Annotated in this window: 25 protein-coding genes and 1 riboswitch; of the genes, 7 read left to right on the forward strand and 18 right to left on the reverse strand. The window is 70.5% G+C overall.

Annotated elements, in window-relative coordinates; genetic code table 11:
• Nucleotides 1–191: 191 nt before the first annotated feature.
• Nucleotides 192–1,079 (reverse strand): thioesterase family protein, encoded by an 888-nt coding sequence (locus tag ASD48_RS12370; protein ID WP_057601599.1) that lies wholly within the window; start codon nucleotides 1,077–1,079, stop codon nucleotides 192–194.
• Between the two features lie 210 nt (nucleotides 1,080–1,289).
• Between ASD48_RS12370 and ASD48_RS12375 the strand changes: the two genes are divergently transcribed.
• The gene (locus tag ASD48_RS12375) at nucleotides 1,290–2,546 is read left to right on the forward strand and encodes an alpha/beta hydrolase-fold protein (protein ID WP_057601646.1); all 1,257 of its coding nucleotides are present in this window, start codon (nucleotides 1,290–1,292) and stop codon (nucleotides 2,544–2,546) included.
• Here ASD48_RS12375 and ASD48_RS41770 read toward each other — a convergent pair.
• From ASD48_RS41770 to ASD48_RS12415, 9 genes are all read right to left on the reverse strand, one after another.
• Nucleotides 2,455–3,111, reverse strand: coding sequence for a trimeric intracellular cation channel family protein (locus ASD48_RS41770; RefSeq protein ID WP_079073735.1), 657 nt, complete (start codon nucleotides 3,109–3,111; stop codon nucleotides 2,455–2,457). The genes ASD48_RS12375 and ASD48_RS41770 overlap by 92 nt on opposite strands.
• A 63-nt stretch (nucleotides 3,112–3,174) precedes the next feature.
• Nucleotides 3,175–4,542, reverse strand: coding sequence for a dipeptide ABC transporter ATP-binding protein (locus tag ASD48_RS12380; protein WP_079073736.1), 1,368 nt, complete (start codon nucleotides 4,540–4,542; stop codon nucleotides 3,175–3,177).
• Nucleotides 4,539–5,636, reverse strand: a complete 1,098-nt coding sequence (locus tag ASD48_RS12385; RefSeq protein ID WP_057601600.1) for an ABC transporter ATP-binding protein — start codon at nucleotides 5,634–5,636, stop codon at nucleotides 4,539–4,541. Before ASD48_RS12385 ends, ASD48_RS12380 begins: the two co-directional genes overlap by 4 nt.
• A complete protein-coding gene (locus ASD48_RS12390; RefSeq protein WP_057601601.1) occupies nucleotides 5,633–6,631 on the reverse strand; it encodes an ABC transporter permease in 999 nt (332 codons plus the stop codon). Before ASD48_RS12390 ends, ASD48_RS12385 begins: the two co-directional genes overlap by 4 nt.
• Nucleotides 6,632–6,741: 110 nt before the next feature.
• On the reverse strand, nucleotides 6,742–8,541 hold the full coding sequence (locus tag ASD48_RS12395) for an ABC transporter substrate-binding protein (protein ID WP_057601602.1): 1,800 nt from the start codon (nucleotides 8,539–8,541) through the stop codon (nucleotides 6,742–6,744).
• A 119-nt stretch (nucleotides 8,542–8,660) separates the two neighbouring features.
• Nucleotides 8,661–9,668 carry an ABC transporter permease gene (locus ASD48_RS12400; RefSeq protein ID WP_057601603.1) on the reverse strand — a complete coding sequence of 336 codons (1,008 nt, stop codon included), beginning with the start codon at nucleotides 9,666–9,668 and terminating at the stop codon, nucleotides 8,661–8,663.
• 313 nt (nucleotides 9,669–9,981) lie between these two features.
• Entirely contained in the window at nucleotides 9,982–10,737 is a 756-nt protein-coding gene (locus tag ASD48_RS12405; RefSeq protein WP_020131390.1) for an enhanced serine sensitivity protein SseB C-terminal domain-containing protein, read from the reverse strand.
• 215 nt (nucleotides 10,738–10,952) lie between these two features.
• A complete protein-coding gene (locus ASD48_RS12410; protein ID WP_057601604.1) occupies nucleotides 10,953–11,759 on the reverse strand; it encodes an enhanced serine sensitivity protein SseB in 807 nt (268 codons plus the stop codon).
• 78 nt (nucleotides 11,760–11,837) lie between these two features.
• A complete protein-coding gene (locus tag ASD48_RS12415; protein WP_057601605.1) occupies nucleotides 11,838–12,527 on the reverse strand; it encodes an AAA family ATPase in 690 nt (229 codons plus the stop codon).
• A gap of 173 nt (nucleotides 12,528–12,700) precedes the next feature.
• A riboswitch (glycine riboswitch) is annotated at nucleotides 12,701–12,800 on the forward strand.
• Nucleotides 12,801–12,960: 160 nt separating this feature from the next.
• On the opposite strand from ASD48_RS12415, the gene gcvT reads away from it, so the two are divergent.
• The 5 genes from gcvT to ASD48_RS12440 all read left to right on the forward strand — a co-directional run bounded on the left by gcvT (nucleotide 12,961) and on the right by ASD48_RS12440 (nucleotide 17,916).
• Entirely contained in the window at nucleotides 12,961–14,103 is a 1,143-nt protein-coding gene (gene gcvT, locus ASD48_RS12420) for a glycine cleavage system aminomethyltransferase GcvT (RefSeq protein WP_057601606.1), read from the forward strand.
• Between the two features lie 118 nt (nucleotides 14,104–14,221).
• Nucleotides 14,222–14,599 carry a glycine cleavage system protein GcvH gene (gene gcvH / locus ASD48_RS12425; RefSeq protein ID WP_020131386.1) on the forward strand — a complete coding sequence of 126 codons (378 nt, stop codon included), beginning with the start codon at nucleotides 14,222–14,224 and terminating at the stop codon, nucleotides 14,597–14,599.
• Nucleotides 14,600–14,613: 14 nt separating this feature from the next.
• Nucleotides 14,614–15,891 carry a serine hydroxymethyltransferase gene (glyA, locus tag ASD48_RS12430; protein WP_057601607.1) on the forward strand — a complete coding sequence of 426 codons (1,278 nt, stop codon included), beginning with the start codon at nucleotides 14,614–14,616 and terminating at the stop codon, nucleotides 15,889–15,891.
• A 76-nt stretch (nucleotides 15,892–15,967) separates the two neighbouring features.
• On the forward strand, nucleotides 15,968–17,335 hold the full coding sequence (locus ASD48_RS12435) for an L-serine ammonia-lyase (protein WP_057601608.1): 1,368 nt from the start codon (nucleotides 15,968–15,970) through the stop codon (nucleotides 17,333–17,335).
• 38 nt (nucleotides 17,336–17,373) lie between these two features.
• Nucleotides 17,374–17,916, forward strand: a complete 543-nt coding sequence (locus ASD48_RS12440; RefSeq protein WP_057601609.1) for an MOSC domain-containing protein — start codon at nucleotides 17,374–17,376, stop codon at nucleotides 17,914–17,916.
• 180 nt (nucleotides 17,917–18,096) lie between these two features.
• On the opposite strand, the gene ASD48_RS12445 is transcribed toward ASD48_RS12440, so the two are convergent.
• The 3 genes from ASD48_RS12445 to ASD48_RS12455 form a co-directional block, all read right to left on the reverse strand.
• Nucleotides 18,097–18,759 (reverse strand): NAD(P)-binding domain-containing protein, encoded by a 663-nt coding sequence (locus ASD48_RS12445; protein ID WP_057601610.1) that lies wholly within the window; start codon nucleotides 18,757–18,759, stop codon nucleotides 18,097–18,099.
• A gap of 219 nt (nucleotides 18,760–18,978) precedes the next feature.
• Complete coding sequence (locus ASD48_RS12450) at nucleotides 18,979–19,191, reverse strand: EF-hand domain-containing protein (RefSeq protein ID WP_028807102.1); 213 nt, start codon at nucleotides 19,189–19,191, stop codon at nucleotides 18,979–18,981.
• Nucleotides 19,192–19,253: 62 nt separating this feature from the next.
• A complete protein-coding gene (locus ASD48_RS12455) occupies nucleotides 19,254–20,168 on the reverse strand; it encodes a MerR family transcriptional regulator (RefSeq protein ID WP_057601611.1) in 915 nt (304 codons plus the stop codon).
• A 61-nt stretch (nucleotides 20,169–20,229) separates the two neighbouring features.
• Here ASD48_RS12455 and ASD48_RS12460 point away from each other — a divergent pair, with 61 nt between their 5' ends.
• Nucleotides 20,230–20,928 (forward strand): N-acetyltransferase, encoded by a 699-nt coding sequence (locus ASD48_RS12460; RefSeq protein ID WP_057601612.1) that lies wholly within the window; start codon nucleotides 20,230–20,232, stop codon nucleotides 20,926–20,928.
• Here the strand turns inward: ASD48_RS12460 and ASD48_RS12465 are convergent.
• The 5 genes from ASD48_RS12465 to ASD48_RS12485 form a co-directional block, all read right to left on the reverse strand.
• Nucleotides 20,885–21,502 carry an ADP-ribosyltransferase gene (locus tag ASD48_RS12465; RefSeq protein ID WP_057601648.1) on the reverse strand — a complete coding sequence of 206 codons (618 nt, stop codon included), beginning with the start codon at nucleotides 21,500–21,502 and terminating at the stop codon, nucleotides 20,885–20,887. The genes ASD48_RS12460 and ASD48_RS12465 overlap by 44 nt on opposite strands.
• Before the next feature lie 244 nt (nucleotides 21,503–21,746).
• Nucleotides 21,747–22,943 carry a hypothetical protein gene (locus tag ASD48_RS12470; protein ID WP_057601613.1) on the reverse strand — a complete coding sequence of 399 codons (1,197 nt, stop codon included), beginning with the start codon at nucleotides 22,941–22,943 and terminating at the stop codon, nucleotides 21,747–21,749.
• Nucleotides 22,943–23,767 (reverse strand): polysaccharide deacetylase family protein, encoded by an 825-nt coding sequence (locus ASD48_RS12475; protein WP_057601614.1) that lies wholly within the window; start codon nucleotides 23,765–23,767, stop codon nucleotides 22,943–22,945. Before ASD48_RS12475 ends, ASD48_RS12470 begins: the two co-directional genes overlap by 1 nt.
• A gap of 244 nt (nucleotides 23,768–24,011) precedes the next feature.
• Complete coding sequence (locus ASD48_RS12480; protein ID WP_057601615.1) at nucleotides 24,012–24,515, reverse strand: ATP-binding protein; 504 nt, start codon at nucleotides 24,513–24,515, stop codon at nucleotides 24,012–24,014.
• 288 nt (nucleotides 24,516–24,803) lie between these two features.
• Nucleotides 24,804–25,571 carry an enoyl-CoA hydratase-related protein gene (locus ASD48_RS12485; protein ID WP_057601616.1) on the reverse strand — a complete coding sequence of 256 codons (768 nt, stop codon included), beginning with the start codon at nucleotides 25,569–25,571 and terminating at the stop codon, nucleotides 24,804–24,806.
• Nucleotides 25,572–25,781 lie beyond the last annotated feature (210 nt).

A 25,781-nucleotide genomic window follows, 5' to 3' on the forward strand; every position in this document is an offset into this window, starting at 1 on the left:
GAGACGATGAGGAGAACCTGAGACCGGAACTCAACCAACGGCGCTTAGGCCTTCCTTGGGGCCCCTCTGTCCCCCGCCTGTCAATCAGGTAAAGCGCTTCTCAAGAAACCTTTCTGACCTGGGAGTTCACCCAGGCGGACCGGTCGGCGCGCTGGTACAGCTCCGTGACAGAAGCCCCCGCGCGCCGGGGCTCAGCCGAGCCTGACCCGGGCCAACTGCCGTGACTGTGCGACGAGTCGGTCGGCGCTGTCCCAGACCTCGGCGTCCTCCTCCAGGAAGCCGCCCGCGAGGTTGCGGGTGGTGATGGCGACGCGCAGCGGGCCCGGTGCCGGACGGCAGCGCACGTGGACCGTCAGCTCGACCGTGGGGACCCAGCCGCGCAGGCCGATCTCGAAGGCGGTGGGCGGCAGCGCGTCCACCGCGAGGAGGAGGGAGAGCGGGTCGGGTTCGCGGCCGTCCTTCAGACCGAACCAGGCCCGCATCTCGCCCTTGCCGGAGGGCTGTCCGAGCGCCCAGCCGAGGGTCGAGGGGTCGAGCTTGAGCATCAGGCGGTCTGCGATCGCGGAGCTGCCGTCGACGGGCGCCGGCCCGTCCTCGGGGCCGAAGCACTGCTCCATCGGCGGGATCGCGGGCGGCTTCGCCGTCGTACGGACGTCGTCCGGCAGGGAGTCCAGGTCGCCGTAGGAGGCGAGGACCCGGATCCGCTCGACCTCGGCGCCGTTCTCGTCGTACTGGAAGAGCGAGGCCTGGCCGGTGGAGAGGGTACGGCCGGTGCGCACGACGTCCGTGCGGACGACCGCGGGGCCGGGCTGGGACGCCGTGAGGTAGTGCGCCGAGACCGTGAACGGGTCGCGGTGCGGCAGGGCGTCCGCGAGCGCGCGGCCGAGGACGGCGAGAAGGTAGCCGCCGTTGACGGCGCTGATGATCGTCCAGCCGGCCGAGAGGTCGATGTCGTAGACGCCGGGCGCGCGCCGGGTGAGCGCGGTGTCGCGGTCGAACTCGAACTCATCGTCTCCGGTCGGGGCCGTGACGAGGGCGATGGAGGCCGACTCGGCCGCCGCGGTAGCTGCTTCTGGCATGCCTGAACCGTACAACAGCCCATTACTAAGCGGTAGCTTTGGTTGCTGCGACCCTACGGCGAGCGCGCTACGGCCGGATGAACGGATCGAGCCCGCTCATGACCGATTCGGGTCTCATCGGTGACCGGTTCGGGTGAGCGGTCGGCAATTTCTTGGTAAGTGTCCGAACTCGTCCGTAACCTCGACGCCCTGATTCCCCTCTGCAAGGACATGAGCCTCACCGGGACTCCGTTCCTCTACACCCTGATCGCACTGTCCGTGGTCGCCGTCGCGCTGCCGCTGCTGATGTGGTCGCGGCTGCGCGGGCCGCGGGTCCTGCGCGCCGCGACCCGGACGGTGATGCTGCTGTTCGCCCAGGGCACGGCCGTGGCCCTGGTCTTCACCCTGGTCAACAACGCCAACGGCCTGTACGACACCTGGGACGACCTGCTGGGCACCGGCACCCATGTGCAGCAGGCCGCCGACCTGGGCGCCGACGGCACCGGCGGGATCGCGCTGGACCGGCTGCCCAGGGTCCGGCAGACGTTCACCCGGGCCGAGGGGCCGGGCATGCACGCGGCGGGCGGGGTACGCGTCACCCAGCTCGAGGGCCGGGTCTCCGGCGTCAACGCCGAGGTCTACGTCTGGCTGCCCCCGCAGTACGACGAGCCCGCCTACGCGCACCGCTCCTTCCCCGTGGTGGAGCTGCTGCCGGGCTACCCGGGCTCCGCGAAGTCCTGGTACGGGACGCTGCACGTGCACGAGCAGCTGGCACCGCTGATGCGCGCGGGCAAGGTCGCCCCCTTCATCCTGGTCGCGCCGCGCACCACACTGCTGCCGGGCGTGGACACGGGCTGCGCCAACGTCCCGGGCACCGTCAACGCCGACAGCTGGCTCAGCATCGACGTACCGAAGATGGTCAGGGACAACTTCCGGGTCCAGCCCGCGCCCAAGGGCTGGGCGGTCGCCGGGTACTCCGCCGGGGGCCACTGCGCGGCCAAGCTCGCCGTCGCCCACCCGGACCGCTTCCGGGCGGCCGTGAGTCTGTCCGGGTACAGCGACCCGATCGGCGAGCCCGACTCCCTCGCCGCACAGAGCCCCGCCCTGCGCCGGGCCAACAACCCCTACCTGCTGCTGCGCGGGGCCCCCGTACCGCCGCCCGTGGCCCTCTACCTCTCCGGCCAGCCGAAGGACGGCTACGAGGCCGCCCTGGCCCTGCGACGGGAGGCGAAGGCGCCGACGGCCGTGCACGTCGTCTACATCCCGAGCGGGGCGGGCGGCCACACCATGGCGCTGTGGCGGCCGCAGGTCGTGCCGGCGTTCCGCTGGCTGACCACCCAGCTGGGGCAGCGCCCGGTGACCCCCGACGGGAAGGGGAGGGGGAAGGCGAAGGCGGCTACTCCTCGCGTACCGTCGAGCGCCGATTCCAAGCACGCGGCGCTCGCCAGTGGAACCGCATCGCGAGCAGCCGCAGCACGAAGGCCGTGACCGCGGCCACCCCGCTGGCCAGCGGGGTGAGCACGTCGTAGTGGATGCAGAGCACCACCATGGTGGCGCCGACGATCGCGGGGACCGCGTAGAGGTCGCGGTCCCAGCGCAGCAGCGAGGGCACCTCGTTGGCCAGCACGTCGCGCAGCACACCGCCGCCGACGGCGGTGGCGAGGCCGAGCGCGGCCGACGCGGTGAGGTTGAGGCCGTAGTCGTACGCCTTCGTCGTCCCCGTCACGCAGAACAGGCCGAGGCCGGCCGCGTCGAAGACGTTGACGCCCGTCTGGATGCGCTCCACCTGGGGGTGCAGGAAGACGACCAGGAGGGCGGCGAGCAGCGGGGTGAGGAAGTACCCCAGATCCGTGAAGGCCGCCGGGGGCACGGCCCCGATGACCAGGTCCCGGAAGACTCCGCCGCCCAGCGCGGTGACCTCGGCGAGCATGGCGATGCCGAACACGTCGAAGTTCTTGCGGACGGCCAGCAGCGCGCCCGAGATGGCGAAGACGAAGATGCCGATCAGGTCGAGCGTGTGCTGGACGGAGGGGCTGAAGATTTGCTGGAGCACCCCTACATTCTCACCCAGCACGAAGCCCCCGCCTTACATTGCAAGGCGGGGGCTCGGTGTTACTTACTTCTCTTTGGCCGGAGCGTCCTCACCGGAAGCCTCCGACGCGGCCTCGTCGGCCGCCGCCTCGGCATCCCCGGTGACCTCGGCATCCCCGGCCGGCTCGGCGACCTCAGCCGGCTCGGCGACCTCGGCCGGTTCGGCGGTCACGATGGTCTCGGCGGGCTCGGCAGCCGCTTCGGCCGCGATTTCCGCCGCCACCGCGGCCGACGTCTCCGCCGACTCCGCGAGCACCTCGTCGGCCACCAGCTCCGCCGCCTCCTTCGCGGCGGTCAGCAGGACGGTGTCCTGCGGGGCCTGGTCCTCGAAGTTCTCCGGGTGGTGGCAGGCGACCTGCTGACCCGTCCGCAGCTCGACGAGGGCCGGCTCCGTGGTCTTGCAGACCTGGGTCGCCTTCCAGCACCGGGTGTGGAACCGGCAGCCGCTCGGCGGCGAGATCGGCGAGGGCACGTCGCCCTTGAGCAGGATCCGCTCGCTCTTGGCGTGCTTGCGCCGCGGGTCCGGGATCGGCACCGCCGACATCAGCGCCTTGGTGTACGGGTGCATCGGCGACTTGTAGAGCAGGTCGCGGTCGGCCAGCTCCACGATCTTGCCGAGGTACATCACCGCGATGCGGTCCGAGACGTGCCGGACGACCGAGAGGTCGTGCGCGATGATCACGTACGTGAGGCCGAGCTCCTGCTGGAGGTCGTCGAGCAGGTTGACGACCTGGGCCTGGATCGACACGTCGAGCGCCGAGACCGGCTCGTCCGCCACGACCAGCTTCGGGTTCAGCGCGAGCGCGCGGGCGATGCCGATGCGCTGACGCTGACCGCCGGAGAACTCGTGCGGGTAGCGGTTGTAGTGCTCGGGGTTGAGACCCACGACCGACAGCAGCCGCTGCACTTCCTTCTTGATGCCGCCCTCGGGCTCGACGCCCTGGAGCTTGAAGGGAGCGCCGACGATCGTGCCGATGGTGTGGCGCGGGTTCAGCGACGAGTACGGGTCCTGGAAGATCATCTGCACATCGCGGCGCAGCGGACGCATGCCGCTCACCCCGAGGTGCGTGATGTCCTTGCCCTGGAACTCGACCTTGCCCGCGGTCGGTTCGAGCAGCCGGGTGATCAGCCGGCCCATCGTGGACTTGCCACAACCGGACTCGCCCACGACGCCGAGCGTCTCGCCGGAGCGGACCTCGAAGTCGATGCCGTCGACCGCGTGCACCGCCCCGACCTGCCGCTGGAGCAGGCCCTTCTTGATCGGGAAGTGCTTCTGCAGGCCGGTCACCTTCAGCAGGACCTCGCCGGGGGCGGCGTCCTTGGTGAGGGTCGCGCCCTGCGTCGGGCCCTGGGCCTGCGCGGGGATCTTCACCGCTTTCTCGTCGTCACTCACAGCTTCGGCGCAATCTCTTCGGTCCAGATACGCTCCCGCTGCTCCGTGCCCAGGTGGCAGGCGGCCCAGTGCCGGCTGCCGACCTCGGCCAGCTCGGGCCGGACGGTGCGGGTGACGTTGTCCTTCGGGAGGTCCGCGTACGGGCAGCGCGGGTTGAAGGCGCAGCCGGACGGGATGTTGATCAGCGAGGGCGGGGAGCCCTTGACCGGGATCAGGCGCTCCTGCTGCTCGCGGTCCAGCCGCGGCATCGAACCGAGCAGACCCCAGGTGTAGGGGTGCCGGGGCTCGTAGAACACCTTGTCGGCCGGTCCCCGCTCGACGCAGCGGCCGCCGTACATCACCAGGATGTCGTCGGCGAGTTCGGCGACGACGCCCAGGTCGTGGGTGATCACGATGACCGCGGAGCCGAACTCCTTCTGGAGGTCGCGGATGAGGTCGAGGATCTGCGCCTGGACGGTCACGTCCAGGGCGGTCGTCGGCTCGTCCGCGATCAGCAGTTCGGGGTTGTTGACCAGCGACATCGCGATCATCGCGCGCTGACGCATACCGCCGGAGAACTCGTGCGGGTAGCTGTCGACCCGCTTGTCCGGCTGCGGGATGCCGACCCGGTCGAGCATCTCGACCGCGCGGCGCTTGGCGGTCTTCTTGTCGACGTTGTGGTGGATCCGGTAGGCCTCCACGATCTGCTGACCGATCGTGTAGTACGGGTGCAGTGCCGACAGCGGATCCTGGAAGATCATCGCCATCTCGCGGCCGCGCAGCTTGCGCACGTGGTCCGGGTCGGCGGACAGCAGTTCGGTGCCGTCCAGCCAGATCTCACCGGAGATCTGGGCCTTGCGCTTGCCGTACTGGCCGGCGGTGTGAAGGCCCATGATGCCGAGCGAGGTCACCGACTTGCCGGAACCGGACTCGCCCACGATGCCGAGGGTCTTGCCCTTCTCCAGCTGGAAGCTGAGCCCGTCGACGGACTTGACCAGACCGTCGTCGGTCGGGAAGTGCACCTTGAGGTCGCGCACTTCGAGGAAGGCGGTCGGCGCGGGCGAGGCGGGGGTGGGTTCGCCCACGGCCGCTCCGCTCTTGCTGAGTTCGGTCATGAGAGCCTCACTCGGGGGTCGATCACGGCGTACAGGATGTCCACCACGAGGTTGGCGACGAGCACCGCCAGAGAAGTGATCAGGGTGACGCCCAGGATGACGGGCAGGTCCTGGTTCTTGATGGCGTTGAGCACCGCCTGGCCGAGGCCGGGCAGGTTGAACGCCGTCTCGGTCAGGATCGCGCCGCCGATGAGGGCGCCGAGGTCCATGCCGAGCATCGTCAGCAGCGGGGTCATCGTGGAGCGCATGGCGTGCTTGCCGATGACGGTGTGTTCCTTGAGGCCCTTGGCGCGGGCGGTGCGGATGTAGTCCTCGCCCAGGATCTCCAGCATGGTGGCCCGGGTGATGCGGGCGTACATGGCCGCGTACAGGAACGCGAGAGTGACCCACGGCAGGATCATCCCGCCGAACCAGCCGCTGAGACTGTCCTCCAGGGGTACGAACTGCCCGTCGAACAGGTCGAGTCCGTACACGAAGATCGACAGGGCGATCATGCCGGTGAAGTAGATCGGGAGGGAGACACCCGAGAGCGCGACCACCATCGCGCCGCGGTCCCACAGGCTGCCCCGCTTGAGCGCGGAGAGCACGCCCGCCGAGACACCGAAGATCAGCCACAGCACGGCGGCACCGAGCGCGAGCGCCAGGGTCACCGGGAAGCGGTCGGTCAGCACCGGCCAGACGGCCTGCTCACTGCGGAAGGAGTAGCCGAAGCACGGGGCGGCGCAGTGGATGGAATCGCCACCGCCCGTGTAGGTCCGGCCGGCGAAGATGCCCTTGAAGAACTCCCAGACCTGGGCGTAGATCGGGTCGCCCAGGCCCAGCTTCTCGCGCACACCCTCGACGGCGGCAGGGTCGGCCTGCTTGCCCACGAAGCTCAAGGCGATGTCTACGCCAGCCCACTTGGGGATGAGGAAGAAGATGCCGAAGACCACCATGACGATGACCACGAGCATCACTGCGGCGGCGAACAGCCGCCTGATGAGGTAAGCGAGCACAGCTCTCGGCCCGCCGCGGACCGCGGGCCACCGGATTGTGTCCAGTGACCCGCGATCACGCCGCGCCGGCCTTCACCTGCCTTTCGTGCCGTTCGGCGGGTGTGCCGGGACTACTTCTTCGGGTTCTTCAGGCCGAGGTTGACGAAGTCGTACTGACCGCTGTAACCGTCGGTGGTGTAGACGTTCGCCAGGTTGTCCGAGCGCCAGTTGAGGAACCGCTCGAAGACGAAGGGCAGGTAGTACGCGCCCTCCATCACCTTGTGGTTGATCTCCGTGGCGATCTTGGTCTTGCCGGCGTCGTCCAGCGTGGTGACGTACGACGAGAACAGACCGTCGATCGTCTTGTCGTTGATGAGCGCGTAGTTGTTGTTACCGCTCTCGGAGATGTACTTGCTGCTCCACAGCGGGAGACCGAAGCCCTGCACGGACGGGAAGTCGGGACCCCAGCCCATGATGATGATGCCGTAGCCCTTCTTCTTCACGTTCGAGGGGCTACCGATGATGCCGGCGGTCTGCGAGCCGTCGTACTGGTCGATCTCGGCGGTGATGCCGATCTTCTTCAGCGACGCCTGGAGGGACTGGGCGGTGGCCACCTCGACCGGCTTGTTGTTACGCACCGCGATGGTGGTCTTGAAGCCGTTCGGCTGACCGCAGGCCTTCAGGGCCTCCTTGGCCTTGGCCTCGTTGCCGCTCTTGTTGGCACCGGAGATCTCGTACGGGTCGTACTTCTGGCCCTCGGCACCCGGGACGGACGGCGGCAGCATGTTGGTGCCGATGTCGCCACCGGCGACCGGACCACCGCGGGCGGTCTGGAGCGACACGTGGTCGGCGCCGAGGATGACGGCCTTGCGGCACTCGATGTTGTTGAACGGCGCGACGCTCTGCGGGAAGACCGCGTAGCGGACGTAGCCGGTGACCGGGTTGTCCAGGTTGGCCTTGTGCTGCTTCAGGGCGGTGGTGCGGCCCTGCGGCGACATGCCGGTCTGGTTCAGGTCGAGGTCCAGGTCACCGCTGAGCAGACGCTGGTCGAGCTGGTTGGCGTCCGAGAAGAACTTGATGGTGATCTGGTCCGGGTAGGCCTTGCGGATCGGGTCCGAGGCCTGCTTCCAGGAAGTGTTGCGGACCAGCTTGAGGTCCTTGCCCGGGCTGTAGGACGCGAACTTGTACGGGCCCGAGGAGAACGGCTTCAGGCCGTACTTGGCCTTCGTGTCCATGTCCTGGCGGACCGGCGAGGCCGAGACCAGGGCCAGCATCTCCTCGAAGTCCGAGTTGGCCTGCGGGAGGTGGAAGACGATGGTCTTGTCGTCGGGCGTGTCGATCGCCTTCAGACCGAGCTTGTCCGCGGACGTGTCCTTGTACGGGCCCTTGTACTCGCCCTTGGGGTCCAGCACGTCCTTCAGGTACGTCGGACCGCCGGACAGCACGTCCTGCGCCCACACGCGCTCGATGCCGTACTTCACGTCCTTGGACGTGATCGGCTTGCCGTCCTCCCACGTGATGCCGTCACGCAGGGTGTACGTGTAGGTCTTGCCGTCGTCCGTGACCTTCGCGGTCTCGGTGGCGAGGTCCGGAGTGACCTCGGCGCCCGCAGCGCCCGGCTCGGCCTTGTTGGTGACGAGCTGACGGCTGTAGTAGCGCGCGAAGTTCCACATCATGCCGTAGTAGCCACGCGTGGTGTCCCACGAGTCGGCATCCTGCGCGGCACCGAACTTCAGCGTGCCGCCCTTCTTGGCGGCGGAGGCCTGGGCGACCTTGTTGTTCGCGGCGTCGAAGCCGGCGGCACCGGAGCTCGAGCCCTTGTCGCCGTCGTCTCCACCGCCGCCGCACGCCGCCGTGGTCAGCAGCGCGGCGACCGCGGCAGCAGCGGCAAATGCCTGCTTCCGCCGCCCTGAGGTGCGTTGGGTAGTCACGATCTCGGATCCTCCGGATAGATGAGAGATACCCCGTGTGAAGACCACGGGACGGTTGGGGCGCCGTGTGTTCGGCGGTTCTGCGGCTCGCTGTGTTCGCTGGTCCCCGACGGGGCGGATCAGCGCGAGGCCTTCGGGTCCAGCGCGTCCCGGACGCCGTCACCGAAGAGGTTGAAGGCCAGCACGGTGATGAAGATCGCCACACCCGGGACCACCATGTACATGGGGTCGGACTCGTAGTAGTCGATCGCGCTCGAGAGCATCTGCCCCCACGAGGCGGTGGGCGGCTTGACACCGACGCCCAGGAAGCTGAGCGCCGCCTCGGTGAGGATGTTGGTGGGGATCATCATCGTCGTGTAGACGACGATCGGGGCGACCAGGTTGGGCAGCAGTTCCTTGAACAGGATGTAGAGCCGCCCCGCGCCCAGCGATCGGGCGGCCTCGACGTACTCGCGCTCTCGCAGCGAGAGCGTCTGGCCGCGCACCACGCGTCCGATGTAGGGCCAGCCGAAGAAGCCGATGACCAGGATCATCACGAAGACACGCACGCTCGAACCGGAGAGGCCGAGCAGGTCGTTCGGCATGACGGAGACCAGCGCGATGATGAAGAGCAGCTGCGGGAAGGCGAGCAGACCGTCCATCACCCGGCTGATGAGGGAGTCGACCCAGCCGCCGAAGAAGCCGGCGAGGATGCCCAGCACCGTTCCGAGGATCACCGCGACTACGGCCGACAGGAAACCGACCAGCAGCGAGATCCGGGCGCCGTAGAGGATGCGGGCGAAGATGTCGCGGCCGTTGACCGGCTCGACACCGAGCAGGTGGTCGCCGCTGAGACCGCCCAGGGAGCCCGTGGGCGTTCCGAAGAGCGGGTCGATGAGGTTCTCGTGGTACTCGTTCGGGTCCTGCCCGAGCAGCCCGGTGATGACCGGCGCGAGAAGCGCGACCACGACCAGGACGAGCACGACGACGCCGCCCGTGAGGGCGAGCTTGTCCCGCTTGAGGCGCTCCCAGGCGATCCGGCCCAGGGAACGGCCCTGAACGGCCTTGGCGCCGCTGGTGGCGACCGACGCTTCCTCGGCCGCGCTCGGGGCCGCTTCCGCGGTCGGCTCGTGCAATGGTGCCGTCATCTGGCAGGGACCCCTCTCAACCGGCGGTAGCCGGCCCGCACTTGCCGCTGTAGCGGCGTGATCAGTCCGTAATACGCAGGGGATAAGTCCCCTGGAGCGGGAGTCTTCAACGCTTTGGCGATCTGTTGCCAGACTTGGCAGTGAATGGATGCGTAAACGTGATCCGGGTAGAGGGGTTCCGTTATCCGGACGGCGGGTAACGCCCCCCGGACACTGACTTATTGGGGCAGATCGGACAAAACCGGTCTATATCGTCGCCATCTACGCGCGAAGACATTCGGCCCCCACTCCGCGGCGGGACCCGTTTCGGACGTCAGTAACGTCCGGTGGGCGGATAGCCGTAGCCGCCGGCCGGAGCCTGGGCCGGGGCAGGGGCGTGCGCCTCGCGGTCGTAGAAGGGCCGGGCGGTGGCACGCATCCACATCACGACGGGGTCGTACTCGTCCGTCATGGCGACCGTCGACACCGGCAGCCCGTCCGGCACGGCACCGATGGACTGCTGCATCATCGCCCGCACGGCGTCCACGGCCGGCGGCGAGGAGTCGTACACGTCGAGCCCGATGGCCAGATAGGGCGCGCCGAGCGCCGGCTGCACCCAGGCGCGGCGCAACGCGCGCACCGCCGGGGTACGGTGGGCGTTCTGCGCGAGCAGGGCGTAGAACTGCGGGATCTCGATGCCCGGTTCGGAAAGCCGCAGCGGGCCGGCCGGCTGGCGCTCCAGACCGGTGGCGATCCGGCGCAGGTCCAGCCACGGGATGCCGACCCCGCCGCCGGGGGCGTGCGGGTTCAGCCAGAGGCCGTAGTGGTCGGGGTAGAGCGTGCGGGCCACGTCCAGCCCGTCGACGACCTCGTACGACCTGTTCCAGCCACTCGCGCTGAGCTCCTGGGCGGAGGTGACGCAGGGCGCGTAGCCGTGCCCCTCGACCTCCATGTTTCCGTACTGGGCGTCCGGGGAGCCGGCCTGGCCGTGCCACAGCAGCATCCAGACCTGGCCGGAGGAGGGGGTCGCGAGCGCGCGCAGGAGCGCCTCGTAGGCGTCGTAGCGCCCGGGCGTGACCTGGCGCAGCATGTGCTCGACCGAGCCGGTCGCGGCAGTGCCAGCGCTCACTTTTTATCGCCCCTTCGAGAAGTTGCCCCGCATCGGAGTCCAGCTTAGGCGCTCCGCCGGTCCGGCCGTTGAGAGCTCGGGGCTTGCCGTGATCTTCGGGCTGCGGATCGTGCGTGGCCGGGCGCGCCCCGCGGCGGGGCCGCATCCGGGTACGGCCCCGCGCCCCTCGGCCGGGTTCACCGGTCCCTCGTGTAGAAGGGGCGGACGCGGGCTGTCAGCCAGTCGCCCACCGGGTCCTGGGCGACGTCCAGGAGGACCAGGTTGACCGGCCAGGGGGCCGAGGTCCTGCCCAGAGCCCTGCCCAGGGCCTCCAGCGGCAGGGCCCTCAGGTCGCCTTCCAGCCGGGAGAGTTCCACGCCCACGAACATCACCGGGTCCGCCGTCTCGATGGCGGCCAGGCAGCGGCGGGCCGTGCGGACCACGCCCGTGGCCTCGAACTCGGCCGCGGCCGCGGCCAGGAAGTCCATCGGGTCGTCCTGCCAGTCGGGCTCGTAGAGGCGGACCCGCCCCCCGGCCGCGGTGCCGTCCAGCGGGGTGCGGCCCGCCCGGCAGAGCTCGGCCACGGCGGGCGGGGGCAGCGGGACACCGACCACGCCGTCCGGGTTCACCAGGATGCCCACCTGCGGGGGCAGCCCCCGGGCGAACTCCACCGCCGGCGCGATCGTGAACGACATGTGCGAGCCGACGACCTGCCGGAACTGCTCCTCGGAGCTGAAGACCGGCACGTAGACCTGGCCCTCGATCTCCATGGTGGGCAGGTCGAGGGGGCCGCTGTGCGGGCCGCCGCCGCCGGGCAGCGGCACCCAGACGAAGCTGCGTCCGAGCACCTCCACGATCCGGCCGCCGGCTCCCGGCACGCCGAGGGAGACGGAGAGCACCTCCTCCAGCTCGTTGCCGGGCCATCCGCCGTGCGGATGGGGGTGTGCCTGCGCCGGAAAGTCCGCGGAGAAGTCCGTCGGAAAGTTGGCCGGGGGGAAATCCATCTGCCTACCGCCTGCTGAGAACCGCTCACTTCGCTGTGGCTGAAAGGCTAGCGGGTACCGGGGGTCGCGCCCGAGCCCTCAGCCGGTGAAACCGATGCGGCGCAGTGTGTCGGCCGCCGCGCGGTCGAGCAGCACCGCCGAGCCGCAGCCCGCGGGCAGCCGGCCCTTCTCCACCGAGCGCGCCAGCCGGGCGGCCGCGTGGCGATGGCGCAGGAACGCGTACCGGGAGACGCCCCGGCCGCGCTCGCGCTGCCCCTCCAGCGCCGTGTCCGCGGTGACGTCCAGCAGCAGCAGGTGGAGGGTGCCGCCGCGGCGGCGGGCCTCGCGGGCCAGCCAGTCACGGACCCAGGCCTGCGTACCGCAGTCGTGCACGACGACGCCCTCGCCGCCGCGCAGCGCCCGGCGCAGTCCGGCGTAGTGGGCGATCCGGACGAGCGGGCGGTAGAGGCCGTAGGGCAGGAAGCGGGGGGCGCGGGCGTCCCAGCGGTCCCGGGTGTCCTGGGAGTCGACGCGGATGCCCTGCACGGTCCGCCGCATGAGGGTGGACTTGCCGCTGCCGGGCAGACCGGTGACCACGACCAGGTCACGGGGACCGAAGAGCAGGCCGTGCGGGCTGCGGCCGGCCCGCTCGCGCAGGTCGCGGACGACGGGCGCCGGCCGCGGGCCGCACGCCTCCCGGACCGGGGCGACGGGCTGCGCGGGCAGCGCGATCGCCGAGCCGGTCGCGAATGCCGTGGACCTTGCCCTGGTCGTCCTGTTCACCGTGATCGTCCTCCCCTGGGGTCAGATGGTGTTCTCATCCCCACCGAGCGTAAAGAGAAGGTAATGCGCCGCGCCCGGCGATTTCGTACGCGTAGCGACACAAGCCGGTTACAGATGCGGCCTGCCGTGATCGGGGCGAGCCGTGCAATGATGGCCGCGCCAACTGCATACCGGCCGTTTGAATCCGCGCGGGAGAGTCCTCAGCAGCAGCTTCGCTGGGGCGCCGAAGGAGCAAGTCCCTCCCTTGAATCTCTCAGGCCCCGTTACCGCGCGGGCGAGGCACATCTGAAAAGCGGGCCGCTGTCTCCAGTGGCCCCACCCAAGGTGCAAGTCATGAACGATCCCGTCGCGGGCCGTCATGGCGAACCTCTCAGGTTCCGATGACAGATGGGGAGGAACGACCTCGCCGTGCCGTCATGCCTTGGGAGACGAACGCCCGATGAGCAGTACCGACCCCGCATCCGACCAGACCGCCCAGCAGCGCCACACCGCCCTGGACGCGGTGCATCGCGCGCTCGGCGCGACGATGACCGACTTCGCCGGCTGGGACATGCCCCTGCGCTACGGCTCCGAACGCGACGAGCACCACGCCGTCCGCACCAGGGCCGGGCTCTTCGACCTGTCGCACATGGGCGAGATCACCGTCACCGGCCCGCAGGCCGCGGCCCTGCTCGACTTCGCCCTGGTGGGCAACATCGGGGCGGTCAAGGCCGGCCGCGCCCGCTACACGATGATCTGCCGGGCGGACGGCGGCATCCTGGACGACCTGATCGTCTACCGGCTGGCCGACACCGAGTTCATGGTGGTGGCCAACGCCTCCAACGCGCAGGTCGTGCTGGACGCGCTGACCGAGCGGGCCGAGGGCTTCGACGCGGAGGTCCGCGACGACCGCGACGCCTACGCGCTGATCGCCGTGCAGGGCCCCGAGTCCCCCGGCATCCTCGCCGCCGTCACCGACGCCGACCTGGACGGCCTGAAGTACTACGCCGGGCTGCCCGGCACCGTCGCCGGCGTCCCCGCCCTCATCGCGCGCACCGGCTACACCGGCGAGGACGGCTTCGAACTGTTCGTACGGCCGGAGCACGCCGTAGAGCTGTGGCAGGCGCTGACCAAGGCCGGCGAGGGCGCCGGGCTGGTGCCCTGCGGCCTGTCCTGCCGGGACACGCTCCGCCTGGAGGCGGGCATGCCGCTGTACGGGCACGAGCTCAGCACCTCCCTCACCCCGTTCGACGCGGGGCTCGGCCGGGTGGTGAAGTTCGACAAGGAAGGCGACTTCGTCGGGCGTACGGCGCTGGAGGCGGCCGCCGGGCGCGCCGAATCGCAGCCCCCGCGCGTCCTCGTCGGCCTGGTCGCCGAGGGTCGTCGGGTCCCGCGCGCCGGGTTCTCGGTCGTCGCGGGCGGCGAGGTGATCGGCGAGGTCACCTCCGGTGCCCCCTCGCCCACCCTCGGCAAGCCGATCGCGATGGCGTACGTCGACGCCGCCCACGCGGCACCGGGCACCACGGGCGTCGGCGTGGACATCCGAGGCAGCCACGAGCCGTACGAGGTCGTGGCGCTGCCGTTCTACAAGCGCCAGAAGTAGACACTGGGCGCGTTGACGCCCGCCCGCGCGTGACCCTGCGCACATTCGTGCTGCTCACGTGCGTTTCCAGCAGTCCCCCCTTCACCAGCACCCTCCCGCGTACAGGAGAATTCAAGCCATGAGCAACCCCCAGCAGCTGCGCTACAGCAAGGAGCACGAGTGGCTGTCGGTCGCCGAGGACGGCGTCTCGACGGTCGGCATCACGGAGCACGCGGCCAACGCGCTCGGTGACGTGGTCTTCGTACAGCTCCCGGAGGTCGGTGACACGGTGACCGCGGGCGAGACCTGCGGCGAGCTGGAGTCGACCAAGTCGGTCAGCGAGCTGTACGCGCCGGTCTCCGGCGAGATCGTCGAGGTCAACCAGGACGTCGTCGACGACCCGGCGCTGGTGAACTCCGCCCCCTTCGAGGGCGGATGGCTGTTCAAGGTACGCACGGCGGGCGAGCAGGACGACCTGCTCACCGCCGACGAATACACCGCCTTCACCGCCGGCTGAGGAGTCGTAGACGCATGTCCGTCCTGAACACGCCCCTGCACGAGCTCGACCCGGAGATCGCCGCCGCGGTCGACGCCGAGCTGAACCGCCAGCAGTCCACGCTCGAGATGATCGCCTCGGAGAACTTCGCTCCGCTCGCGGTGATGGAGGCGCAGGGCTCGGTCCTGACCAACAAGTACGCCGAGGGCTACCCGGGCCGCCGCTACTACGGCGGCTGCGAGCACGTCGACGTGGCCGAGCAGATCGCGATCGACCGGATCAAGGAGCTGTTCGGCGCCGAGTACGCCAACGTGCAGCCCCACTCGGGTGCCTCCGCCAACCAGGCCGCCCTGTTCGCCCTGGCCCAGCCCGGCGACACCATCCTCGGCCTGGACCTGGCGCACGGCGGTCACCTGACCCACGGCATGCGGCTGAACTTCTCCGGCAAGCAGTTCGACGTGGTCGCCTACCACGTGGACGACGCCGGCCTGGTCGACATGGCCGAGGTCGAGCGGCTCGCCAAGGAGCACCGCCCGAAGGTGATCATCGCGGGCTGGTCGGCGTACCCGCGGCAGCTGGACTTCGCGGAGTTCCGCCGGATCGCGGACGAGGTCGAGGCCTTCCTGTGGGTCGACATGGCGCACTTCGCGGGTCTCGTCGCGGCCGGCCTCCACCCGAACCCGGTGGAGTACGCGGACGTGGTCACGTCCACCACCCACAAGACGCTGGGCGGCCCCCGCGGCGGCATCATCCTCGCGAAGAAGGAGTTCGCGAAGAAGCTGAACTCGTCCGTCTTCCCGGGCTTCCAGGGCGGCCCCCTGGAGCACGTGATCGCGGCCAAGGCGGTCTCCTTCAAGGTCGCGGCGAGCGAGGACTTCAAGGAGCGTCAGGCCCGCACGGTCGAGGGTGCGAAGATCCTCGCCGAGCGCCTGACCGCGCCGGACTCCCGCGCGGCCGGCGTGAACGTCCTGTCGGGCGGCACCGACGTGCACCTGATCCTGGTCGACCTGCGCGAGTCCGAGCTGGACGGTCAGCAGGCCGAGGACCGGCTCCACGAGGTCGGCATCACGGTCAACCGCAACGCGGTCCCGAACGACCCGCGCCCGCCGATGGTCACCTCCGGACTGCGCATCGGCACGCCCGCCCTCGCGACCCGCGGCTTCACCGCCGAGGACTTCACCGAGGTCGCGGACGTGATCGCCGAGACGCTGAAGGCGCCGGCCCCGTTCACGGAGGCCGACGCGGCGGCACTGAAGGCCCGGGTCACGGCCCTGGCCGAGAAGCACCCGCTGTATCCCGGTCTGAGCAAGTAGTTCCTTTTCCCGGGTGCCGCGCACACTGAGAGGTGTGTGCGGCACCCCGCACCACCCTGCATTGAGGAGTTCCCCCGTGGCCATCTCGGTCTTCGACCTGTTCTCGATCGGCATCGGCCCGTCCAGCTCCCACACGGTCGGCCCGATGCGCGCGGCGCGCATGTTCGCCCGCCGGCTGCGGGGCGAGGGTGTGCTGGACTCCGTCGCGTCGGTGCGCTGCGAGCTGTACGGCTCGCTCGGCGCGACCGGCCACGGTCACGGCACCCCGAAGGCGGTGCTGCTCGGCCTGGAGGGCTCCTCGCCGCGCACGGTGGACGTGGAGGGCGCGGACGACCGGGTGGAGCAGATCAAGAGCTCCGGCCGGCTGCGGCTGCTGGACTCGCACGAGATCCCATTCTCCTTCGACGAGGACCTGGTGCTGCACCGCCGCAAGGCCCTCCCGTACCACGCCAACGGCATGACGATATGGGCCCACGACGCCCAGGGCGCCGAGCTGATGGCGAAGACGTACTACTCCGTCGGCGGCGGCTTCGTCGTGGACGAGGACGCGGTGGGCGCGGACCGCATCAAACTCGACGACACGGTCCTGAAGTACCCCTTCCGCACCGGCGACGAGCTGCTGCGGCTGGCGAAGGAGACCGGCCTGTCGATCTCCTCGCTGATGCTGGAGAACGAGCGCGCCTGGCGCACCGAGGACGAGATCCGGGACGGGCTGCTGGAGATCTGGCGGGTGATGCAGGCGTGCGTGTCGCGGGGCATGTCCCGCGAGGGCATCCTGCCGGGCGGTCTGCGGGTCCGCCGCCGGGCGGCCATGACGGCGCGTCAGCTCCGGGCGGAGGGCGACCCGTTGGCGCTCTCCATGGAGTGGATCACGCTGTACGCGATGGCGGTGAACGAGGAGAACGCGGCCGGCGGCCGGGTGGTGACGGCCCCCACGAACGGCGCGGCCGGCATCATCCCGGCGGTCCTGCACTACTACGTGAACTTCGTGCCCGGCGCCGACGAGGACGGAGTGGTCCGCTTCCTGCTCGCGGCCGGCGCGATCGGCATGCTCTTCAAGGAGAACGCCTCCATCTCCGGCGCCGAGGTCGGCTGCCAGGGCGAGGTCGGCTCGGCCTGCTCGATGGCGGCGGGCGCGCTGGCCGAGGTCCTCGGCGGCTCCCCCGAGCAGGTCGAGAACGCGGCCGAGATCGGCATGGAGCACAACCTCGGCCTGACCTGCGACCCCGTGGGCGGCCTGGTCCAGATCCCGTGCATCGAGCGCAACGGCATGGCCTCGGTGAAGGCGGTCACGGCGGCCCGGATGGCGATGCGCGGCGACGGTTCGCACAAGGTGTCCCTGGACAAGGTCATCAAGACCATGAAGGAAACGGGCGCGGACATGAGCGTCAAGTACAAGGAGACGGCCCGGGGCGGGCTGGCGGTGAACATCATCGAGTGCTGACCCGGCAGCGGGTCGCGGGGACAGGGGAGTTTCGCCGTATGAGCGGGTCGGTCAGCGCTGTCAGCAGCAGCGGCACGTACTCCTTCACCAAGCCCAACCGGGAGAGCGTCACGCTGGTCGCCGGGCTCGGGGTGGCAGGGGACGTGCACGCGGGGGCCACGGTGAAGCACCGGTTCCGGATGGAGAAGGATCCCTCGCAGCCGAATCTGCGGCAGGTTCACCTCATCCACGAGGAGCTGTTCGAGGAGGTGCGCACGGCCGGGTTCGAGGTGGCCGCCGGACAGCTCGGGGAGAACGTGACCACGCGCGGGATCGACCTGCTCGGTCTGCCCACCGGAACGCGGCTGCGGCTCGGCGGACAGGCCGTGGTCGAGGTGACCGGGCTGCGGAATCCCTGCAAGCAGATCGACGGCTTCCGCAAGGGCCTCATGAAGCAGGTCGTCGGGCGGGGCCCGGACGGCCGGCCGGCCTTCCGGTCCGGGATCATGAGTGTGGTGCTCAGCGGCGGTGTGGTGCGGCCCGGGGACCCGATCACGGTCGAGCTGCCGGACGGGCCGCACCATCCCCTGCGGATCGTCTAGTGCTGTGGCCGGAAAGGTCTACCGGAAAGCTCGCGGCGTCCGGTGCGGCGCATCGCAAGGCGGAGCATCACCCGCGTACTGGATGTACTCGGGTGATGCGACAACGCCGCGAGGTGCCGTGCCGGGCGTCGCGAGCCGGTGAACCTTTCCGGTCGCAGCGCTAGGGACCTTCCCGGCCTCCTAGCCGCGGAAGGCCGCCGGCCGTTCCGGGCTCGCGTCGGCCAGCGCCTTGGCGACGGCCTCGGCGCCGGCCCGCAGCCCGTAGACGGGGGTGTCGGGCTGCTGGCGCCAGGAGTCGTCGATGCCGCCCGCGTCGACGGTGTCGAATCCGAGCTCGTCGATCAGGGCGCGCACCTTCGCCTTCGCCGCCTCGTCGTCGCCGGCCACCGGGAGCGCCACGCGGCCGGGGTCGCCCGCGGCGAGCGGGCGGTCCAGGATGTCCTGGGCGTAGGTGCCGTTGAAGGCCTTGATCACGGGGTGGCCGAGGTGGCGTTCGGTCCAGCGGCTCTCGGTGAGGCCCTCGTCCTCGATCTCCGCGATGCGGCCGTCGCGCTGCTGCGGGTAGTAGTTGTTGGTGTCGATGACGGCCACGCCGTCGGCCGCGCCGTCCAGGATGCCGGACGGCAGGCTCGGGATCGCCTTGAGCGGGATCGTGACCACCACGACCTCGGCACCGCGTGCCGCCTCCTCGACGGTGACGGGTGTCGCCCCTGTCTCCTCGGCGAGATCCGCGAGCGTCTGCGGGCCGCGGGAGTTCGCGACGGAGACGTCGTGGCCGAGCGCGCTGAGGCGCCGGGTGAGGTTGCCGCCGATGTTGCCCGCGCCGATGATGCCGATCTTCATGAGAGGCCTTGCCTTCCGGGACCGAGACGAGTCAGGTTCGATGCACATGCATGCATCTGATGGAGGCAACCCCGGCCGGCGGCGGGCTATTCCGGCTCCGCGACGTTCCTCTCGGGTTTCTCCGCGGCCCGGCACCACCGGGCGCCGGTCACGAGACATCGGGCGCCGGTCATGAGAAGGGGGCGCCCCGCATCGCGAGGCGCCCCCTTTCCGCTCGTCTCACTTGTTCAGGTGCGCCCAGAACTCGTCGAACGAGAGGAGCTTGTCACCGTCGAGGTCGCGGCTCTTGATGATGACCTCGGCGACCGACTCGGTGACGTTCCAGTCACCCCCCTGGGCCAGGGCGGTCTTGAACTCGGCCGCGGTGATGAAGCCGTCACCGTCCGTGTCGATCCGCTGGAACTCCTTGCGCGCTTCTTCGATGTCGGCCACCGATCCGCCCCTCTTCGTCATGCCTTGCGGTCATACTCGCTGTTCTACTGACGCAGGTCAGGTTAACGGCCCTGGTGAGCGCGGAGTGCGGCGACCACCCAGGAGAACTCCTCCTCGTACGAGGGCTGGGATCCGAGGCCGTTCACGATCGCCGACAACTGCCGGTACCGGGCGACCCGTACGTTCGAGGCGGCGGTCAGCCGGTCCAGGACGGCGGCCCGGTCGGCGTCGCCCAGCAGGTCCCGCAGGAGGGTCTCGGCCGCCGGGTCGCCGGGGGCGACGCCCTGGCGCAGCGCCTCGCCGCCCAGGTGCACGAGACGGCTCATGAACCACAGGGACGTGCCCGCGGGGACGTCCGGCCCGCGGTCCGCCGCGTTGAACTCGACCATCGTCCGCATCAGCACCCGGAACTCCGGATCCTGGATCAGCTCGGCCAGCTCCACCCAGGCGTCCACCTGCTCGGGGGCGGGATCGTCCGGCAGGTCGGCAGCGGCGAACCGCAGCCGGGTGCGGATGTCGGGGTCGGCGGTGTCGAGGCCGTCGAAGATCTCCGCCGTGAAGTCGTCGAGAAGCCGTTTGCGTTCGGCCGCCGACAGCCGGGCCAGTCTGTTCATCAAGGTCATCTCCTCCGCGGTCGAGCCGCGTCGCGCCACGGACGACAGCACTGCCCGGGTCACCTTCAGCGATCCGATCTGCGCGTCCAGCGCCGCCACGTGCGCCGCCGCGACCTCCGCGACCGTCCGCTCCCCGGCCAGCACCCGGCGTACGTCGGCCAGGCCGAGGCCCAGCTCGCGCAGGGTGCGGATCAGTTCGAGACGGGCGGCCGACTCACCGTCGTAGAGGCGGTAGCCGCCGGCCGAGCGGGCCACCGGGGTCAGGACGCCCTCGTCGGACCAGTAGCGGATGGTGCGCACGGTCAGTCCGGTGGAGCGGGCCAGCTCTCCGATGGTGAAAAGTCCGGTGCCGTCGTCGATCATGTGTGTGAGTGTGGGCCTTCCAGTGGGTGGAGACTCAAGGCGCGCGAAGGGAACCGGTGCGGTGGGGAACCTGCGGGACATTCTCGACGCGGCCGCGCGCGGTGTCTTCCCTCCCCCCGACGGCCGCACGACCGTCCTCCCCCAGCCCTCCCGCCGGGACGCGGGCGTCCTCTCCTTCACCGCGCACTCGGTGGTCTTCGTCGACGAGGACCCCGCGTGGGTGTACGACACCCTCGCCGCCGCCGACTGCGACGCCCTCGCCGCGTCGATGAGCCCCCGGTTCCTGACGGCCCTGCTGGACCGCACGGGCCGGGTCGCGGAGACGGTGGACGCGCTGGTGGTCGGTTCCCCGCTGCCGGGCCCGCCGTCCCTCGCGCTGACGGAGATCGAGGACCCGGACCATCCCCGGGTGGTCAGCTCGCGCAGGCGGCGCGACGAGGTGCGGGTGTGGGCCGCCCAGGGCGGTGTGGTCGTCCTCGGGCGCGGGGTGGCGGGGCGGCTGGAGGTCGCCGTGGAGGTCGAGGAGAACGTACGCCACCGGGGGCTGGGCCGGGCCCTGGTGGGCGCGGCACGGCATCTGGGCGGGGGCGAGCCGGTGTGGGCGCAGATCTCGCCGGGGAACGCCCGCAGCACACGGGCGTTCCGGGCGGCGGGCTATCTGCCGGTCGGGGCGGAGGCGCTGCTCACCGTCCGGCGGGAGCCGGGCGTCGGGGCGGTCAGTGCCAGGGCACGTAGTTCAGGTTGCTCACACAGCCGCTGAGCACCTCGGTCTTCGTGGCCTTGTCGACGGGACACGCGCCGAGGACGTACTGCCGTGCGATGCCGCCCGGGAAGGCCACCTCGACCTGGTCGGCGTACTTGTGGGTGTCGCCGATGGTGCGGTTGACGTCGATGCCGCCCGGGGCGTCGATGTAGTAGTTGTAGTTCGACTTCCAGCGCTTGTAGAGGTCGTGGTCGTAGGTCGTGGAGACGTACGGGGAGGGCTGGTTCTGCAGGACGTACTTCTCGATGTCGTACTGGCCGCCGACGACGTCCTTGGGGTGGAAGCCCTCGTCGAAGATGACCTCGGGGGCCCGGTTGTCGCTGCGCCACAGCGTGCCGCAGGCCTTGCGCCAGACCGGTGCCGGGGTGATGCGCGGGACGTCCACCTGCCGGTCGGCGGCGGCCTTGACGGGGTCGTCGAACTGGGGACAGGCGGGTGCGGCCGCCTTCGTCCTCGCCTTGGCGGAAGCCTCGGCCGGTGCGGCGGCGGGCACGGCGGCCGTGGTCGCGAGGACGGCACCCAGAGAGAGGACGGCGGCGGCGACCCGCCGCCGGACGCGAGTGATGATCATGCTGAGCACGATGTCGGTTCCCCGACGGCGAGCCGTGGATCATCACCCGATCGGCGGCGTGTCCCCGACCGGGGTCGCCCTGGTGCTGTGGCCGGAAAGGTTTACCGGAAAGCTCGCGGCGTCCGGTGCGGTGCATCGCAAGACGGAGCATCACCCGTGTACTGGATGTACTCGGGTGATGCGACAACGCTGCGAGGTGCCGTGCCGGGCGTCGCGAGCCGGTGAACCTTTCCGGTCGCAGCACCTAGCGGAAGATGCCGGTGTGGCCGAGCGAGTACCGGCCCGGCTGCGGGTAGACGGCCAGACCGTGCGGGCCCCTGCCGACCTTGATCCGGGCGAGCTGCTCCCCGGTGCCGGTGTCGATGGCGTACACCTCGGAGTTGTACCGCCCGGACAGCCACAGCACCTTGCCGTCCGCCGAGACGCCGCCCATGTCGGGGCTGCCGCCGTTCGGGAGGCGCCACTTCTTGGTGAGCGCGTTCTCGTGGAAGTCGAAGACGGAGACGGTTCCCTCGCCGCGGTTGGAGACGTACATCTCGCGGGAGTCGCGGCCGATGTACAGCCCGTGGCAGCCCTTGCCGGTGTGCAGGAACTCCGGCTTGCCGAAGGTGTCGCCGTCGACGATCCACATCCCGTCGGCCATCATGTCCGCGATGTAGAACCGCTTGCCGTCGGGTGAGACCTTCACGTCCTGCGGCATGGCGCCCTTGAAGGGCAGCCTCTGCTGTCCGACGACCTTCATCTTCTCGGTGTCGACCTTCAGCAGTTCACCGCTGAACTCGCAGGACACGATGAAGTACCTCCCGTCGAGCGAGAAGTCGGCGTGGTTGACGCCGTAGCAGGTGACCGGTTCCGTCTTGATCCGCTCCATGGTGTGCGGGTCGCGGAAGACGAGTTCACGGTCGAGGGAGGCCATGACGACGGCGTATCTGCCGTTGGGCGTGAAGTAGAGGTTGTACGGGTCGTGCACCTCGACCGACTTGCCCGCCTTGCCGGTCTTCGGGTCGATGGGGGTCAGGGTGTGCCCCCGGTTGTTGTTGACCCACAGCGTCTTCATGTCCCAGGAGGGGACGACGTGCTGCGGCTGCCGCCCCACCCGGAGGGTCTCGATCACCTCGTACGTCTTCGGGTCGATGACGGAGACCGTGTCGGACTCGGTGTTGGGGACGTAGACCCGGGACGGGAAGTCCTTGACCACCGGGGAGAGTCTGCCGGGGCGGTCGGCGGCGTAGACGTCCTTCGGGTCGAGCACCGGCGGCATGCCGGGCAGGCCGTCGACGACGGGCCGGTGGGCCTTCTTCGCCGGTGCGGGAGCGGCCGCCTTGCTGGCGCCGCTCCGTCCCTCCCTGGCCGCACCGCCCCCGCCGTCGGTGCCGCAGGCGGCGAGGACGGTGAGCGCGGCGCCGGCGAGCAGGGCGCTTTTCACGAGGTTGCGGTGCATCAGCCGATCAGCTCCGTGGTGGTGACCGCGCGCAGGCCGCGGCGGCCGAGTTCGTCGAGGACGGCGGGGAGGGCGGCGACCGTGTCCGCGTACCCGAAGTGCAGGCTCACGACGGACCCGTCCCGGATCCCGCCGAGGATGTTGCGGGTGACGGCGGCGGCACCGGGCGAGGTGAAGTCGAGGGAGTCGACGTCGTAGGAGAGGACGTGCGGGTACCCGGCGCGGCGGGCCAGCGTCGCCACGAGCGGGGACGCGCGGGTGGCGCGGGAGGGCCGGAACCAGGTGCCGATGGACCCGGTGAGCCTGCGCAGCCGCTCGGCGCATCCGGTGATCTCGGCCGCCGCCTCGGCCTCCGGCATGGCGTTGATGTCCAGATGGCGCTGGGTGTGGTTGCCGAGGTCGTGGCCGCCGTCGAGGATCCGGCGGGCGAGGTCGGGGTGCTCGTCGAGCCAGGACCCGACGGCCAGCACGGTGACCCGCGCGCCGTGCCGCTCGGCCTCCCCGAGCAGGGCCCGGGCGACGGAGGGCTCGCCCTGACCGTGGAAGGTGAGAGCGACCCGGGACCGACCGCTCGGACCGTGACTGATCTGAGCGGGCTGCCGGGGGAAGGCCCGGGGCGCGGGCGCGGCGAGCGGACGGGCGGCGGCCCCGGGGGCCCGGGTGGGGGACGCGGAGCCCGGGGAGACGGAGGCGGGGGCGTGCGGGGCGACGGCGCCGGAAGGGGACGTGAAGGGCGAGCACGCGGCCGCGAACGCACCCCCGGCGACGAGCCCGGCGCCCGCCCGCAGCACAGAACGACGGTCGGATGGGGTCACCCGCACCATTTAAGGGCGGATATGGGGCAATTCCGGCGATTGACGCAACGCAGCGCGCCGACCAGGCTCAGCCAGTCCGGCGTTCGAGGCCGAGGCCCGTTCAGGGCCGAAGCGGGGACCCGCGGGCGGCAGCCCCCGGGGGACCGCGCCGAGACGCACCCGCACACACCCGGCCGACCGCCGGAGGCGACCGCACCTACCCCGCCGACCGCCGGCGGCATCCGCACCTGTCCGGCCGACCGCCCCGGCGGCCCTAGCGGTCGGCGACCCGCATCTCGAACCACGTCGTCTTGCCGCGGGGCAGCAGATCCACGCCCCAGCGGTCGGAGAGTTTGTCGACGAGGAACAGCCCCCGCCCGCTGACGTCCAGTTCCTGGACCGGCATCAGACAGGGCAGCCCCCGGGAGGGATCGCGGACCTCGACCCGGATCCAGCCGCGCCGGCGCCGCATCCGGAGGCCGAAGACCCGGGCGCCGGTGTGCCGCACGGCGTTGCCGACGAGTTCGGAGACGAGAAGGACCGCGTCCTCCGTCATCTTGGGGGTCAGTCCCCACTGGCGCAGGACGACGACCTGGGCCAGCCGGCGGGCCGTGGCGGCGGACTCGGGGCGGGACGGCAGCGGAACCTCGCCGTCCGTCGGGTTGCCGAACAACTCCAGCGCTTTCAACGCCCGTTCGTCCTCGACCGCAGGCGACCAGCGCGCCGCGGTCGCACGGCCCGGTCCCCGCGGCTGTTCGATGCCCTCCAGCCCCGCCATGCCCCCATCATGGCCGCCCGGGGCTCCCTCCGGGGCCGTTCCGGCGGATTACGCCCTCCGGAATCGACCGCTCCGGATGGATTGATCGGCATATGCCAGTGACAGTTCAAAGCCCGACAAACCGGGACTGACCTGCGGAGACAATGCGCCGGAAGACGCTCGACGGGGCCACTCGACAAGGCAGGCTTAAGGTCGCCTTAAGGTTCCCATAAACCGCCCCATCGAGGGACCCGGATGAGACGCCCCGTCAATTGCAAGTGATCCCGGGGAGTTTGAAGGAGATCTCCCTCACAGGAACTTGGCCTTGCCCGGGCCTTCCTCGACGAAGCTGCGCATGCCGATCTCGCGGTCGGCGGTCGCGAACAGGCCCGCGAACCAGTTCCGTTCGACCGCCAGACCCGTCTCGATGTCGGTCTCGAGACCGGTGTCGATCGCCTCCTTCGCGGCCCGCAGCGCGATCGCCGGACCCTGCGCCAGCTTCGCGGCCCAGCGGTGCGCCTCCGTGTACACGTCGGCGGCCGGGACGACCCGGTCCACCAGGCCCAGGGTCAGCGCCTCGTCGGCCTTCACCATCCGGCCCGTGAAGATCAGGTCCTTCGCCTTGGAGGGGCCGACCAGTCGGGAGAGACGCTGGGTGCCGCCGGCGCCGGGGATCAGCCCGAGCAGGATCTCCGGCTGGCCCAGCTTGGCGTTGTCCCCGGCGATCCTGAAGTCCGCGCACAGCGCGAGCTCGCAGCCGCCGCCCAGCGCGTAGCCGGTCACCGCGGCGACGACCGGCTTGGGGATACGGGCCACCGCCGTGAAGGAGTCCTGGAGGGCGCGGGCGCGCAGGATCATCGCGGTGTGGTCCATCTCCTGCATCTCCTTGATGTCCGCGCCCGCCGCGAACACCTTCTCACCGCCGTACACGACGACCGCGCGTACGTCGTCACGACGGGTCGCCTCCTCGGCGAGCTCCTTCAGCCGGTCCTGGGTGGCCACGTCCAGCGCGTTCATGGGAGGGCGGTCGAGACGCAGCGTGCCGACACCCTCGGCGACTTCGAGATTCACGGTCATGGCAGCAGGTTAACGGGGACTAACGACGACGGACTCGGTGCGGTCGGTCACATCGGGCCGGGGGTCCGGGGGTCGCCCCCGGACAGACACAGCACGGGGACCGACGACGACGGGGCCGGTGCGGTCGGTCACCCCGGAGGAGGGAGGGACGACGAGGGGCCCGGTGCCGTGGGTCGCGGCGCCGGGCCCCTCGTCGGGTCATCGTGCGGG

It is taken from the genome of Streptomyces sp. Root1310, assembly GCF_001426425.1.
In the GTDB taxonomy this organism is placed as follows: Bacteria; Actinomycetota; Actinomycetes; order Streptomycetales; family Streptomycetaceae; genus Streptomyces.

What these genes read in the sequence shown, in the direction of transcription:
- gcvT (WP_057601606.1), top strand. Translation starts at nt 12,961, where the DNA reads ATGAGCAGTACCGACCCCGCATCCGACCAGACCGCCCAGCAGCGCCAC.
- gcvH (WP_020131386.1), top strand. Translation starts at nt 14,222, where the DNA reads ATGAGCAACCCCCAGCAGCTGCGCTACAGCAAGGAGCACGAGTGGCTG.
- ASD48_RS12410 (WP_057601604.1), bottom strand. Translation starts at nt 11,759, where the DNA reads ATGGATTTCCCCCCGGCCAACTTTCCGACGGACTTCTCCGCGGACTTT.
- ASD48_RS12465 (WP_057601648.1), bottom strand. Translation starts at nt 21,502, where the DNA reads ATGATCATCACTCGCGTCCGGCGGCGGGTCGCCGCCGCCGTCCTCTCT.
- ASD48_RS12375 (WP_057601646.1), top strand. Translation starts at nt 1,290, where the DNA reads ATGAGCCTCACCGGGACTCCGTTCCTCTACACCCTGATCGCACTGTCC.
- ASD48_RS12400 (WP_057601603.1), bottom strand. Translation starts at nt 9,668, where the DNA reads ATGACGGCACCATTGCACGAGCCGACCGCGGAAGCGGCCCCGAGCGCG.
- ASD48_RS12475 (WP_057601614.1), bottom strand. Translation starts at nt 23,767, where the DNA reads ATGGTGCGGGTGACCCCATCCGACCGTCGTTCTGTGCTGCGGGCGGGC.
- glyA (WP_057601607.1), top strand. Translation starts at nt 14,614, where the DNA reads ATGTCCGTCCTGAACACGCCCCTGCACGAGCTCGACCCGGAGATCGCC.
- ASD48_RS12370 (WP_057601599.1), bottom strand. Translation starts at nt 1,079, where the DNA reads ATGCCAGAAGCAGCTACCGCGGCGGCCGAGTCGGCCTCCATCGCCCTC.
- ASD48_RS12485 (WP_057601616.1), bottom strand. Translation starts at nt 25,571, where the DNA reads ATGACCGTGAATCTCGAAGTCGCCGAGGGTGTCGGCACGCTGCGTCTC.
- ASD48_RS12455 (WP_057601611.1), bottom strand. Translation starts at nt 20,168, where the DNA reads ATGATCGACGACGGCACCGGACTTTTCACCATCGGAGAGCTGGCCCGC.
- ASD48_RS12405 (WP_020131390.1), bottom strand. Translation starts at nt 10,737, where the DNA reads ATGCTGCGCCAGGTCACGCCCGGGCGCTACGACGCCTACGAGGCGCTC.
- ASD48_RS12480 (WP_057601615.1), bottom strand. Translation starts at nt 24,515, where the DNA reads ATGGCGGGGCTGGAGGGCATCGAACAGCCGCGGGGACCGGGCCGTGCG.
- ASD48_RS12385 (WP_057601600.1), bottom strand. Translation starts at nt 5,636, where the DNA reads ATGACCGAACTCAGCAAGAGCGGAGCGGCCGTGGGCGAACCCACCCCC.
- ASD48_RS12470 (WP_057601613.1), bottom strand. Translation starts at nt 22,943, where the DNA reads ATGCACCGCAACCTCGTGAAAAGCGCCCTGCTCGCCGGCGCCGCGCTC.
- ASD48_RS12440 (WP_057601609.1), top strand. Translation starts at nt 17,374, where the DNA reads ATGAGCGGGTCGGTCAGCGCTGTCAGCAGCAGCGGCACGTACTCCTTC.
- ASD48_RS12445 (WP_057601610.1), bottom strand. Translation starts at nt 18,759, where the DNA reads ATGAAGATCGGCATCATCGGCGCGGGCAACATCGGCGGCAACCTCACC.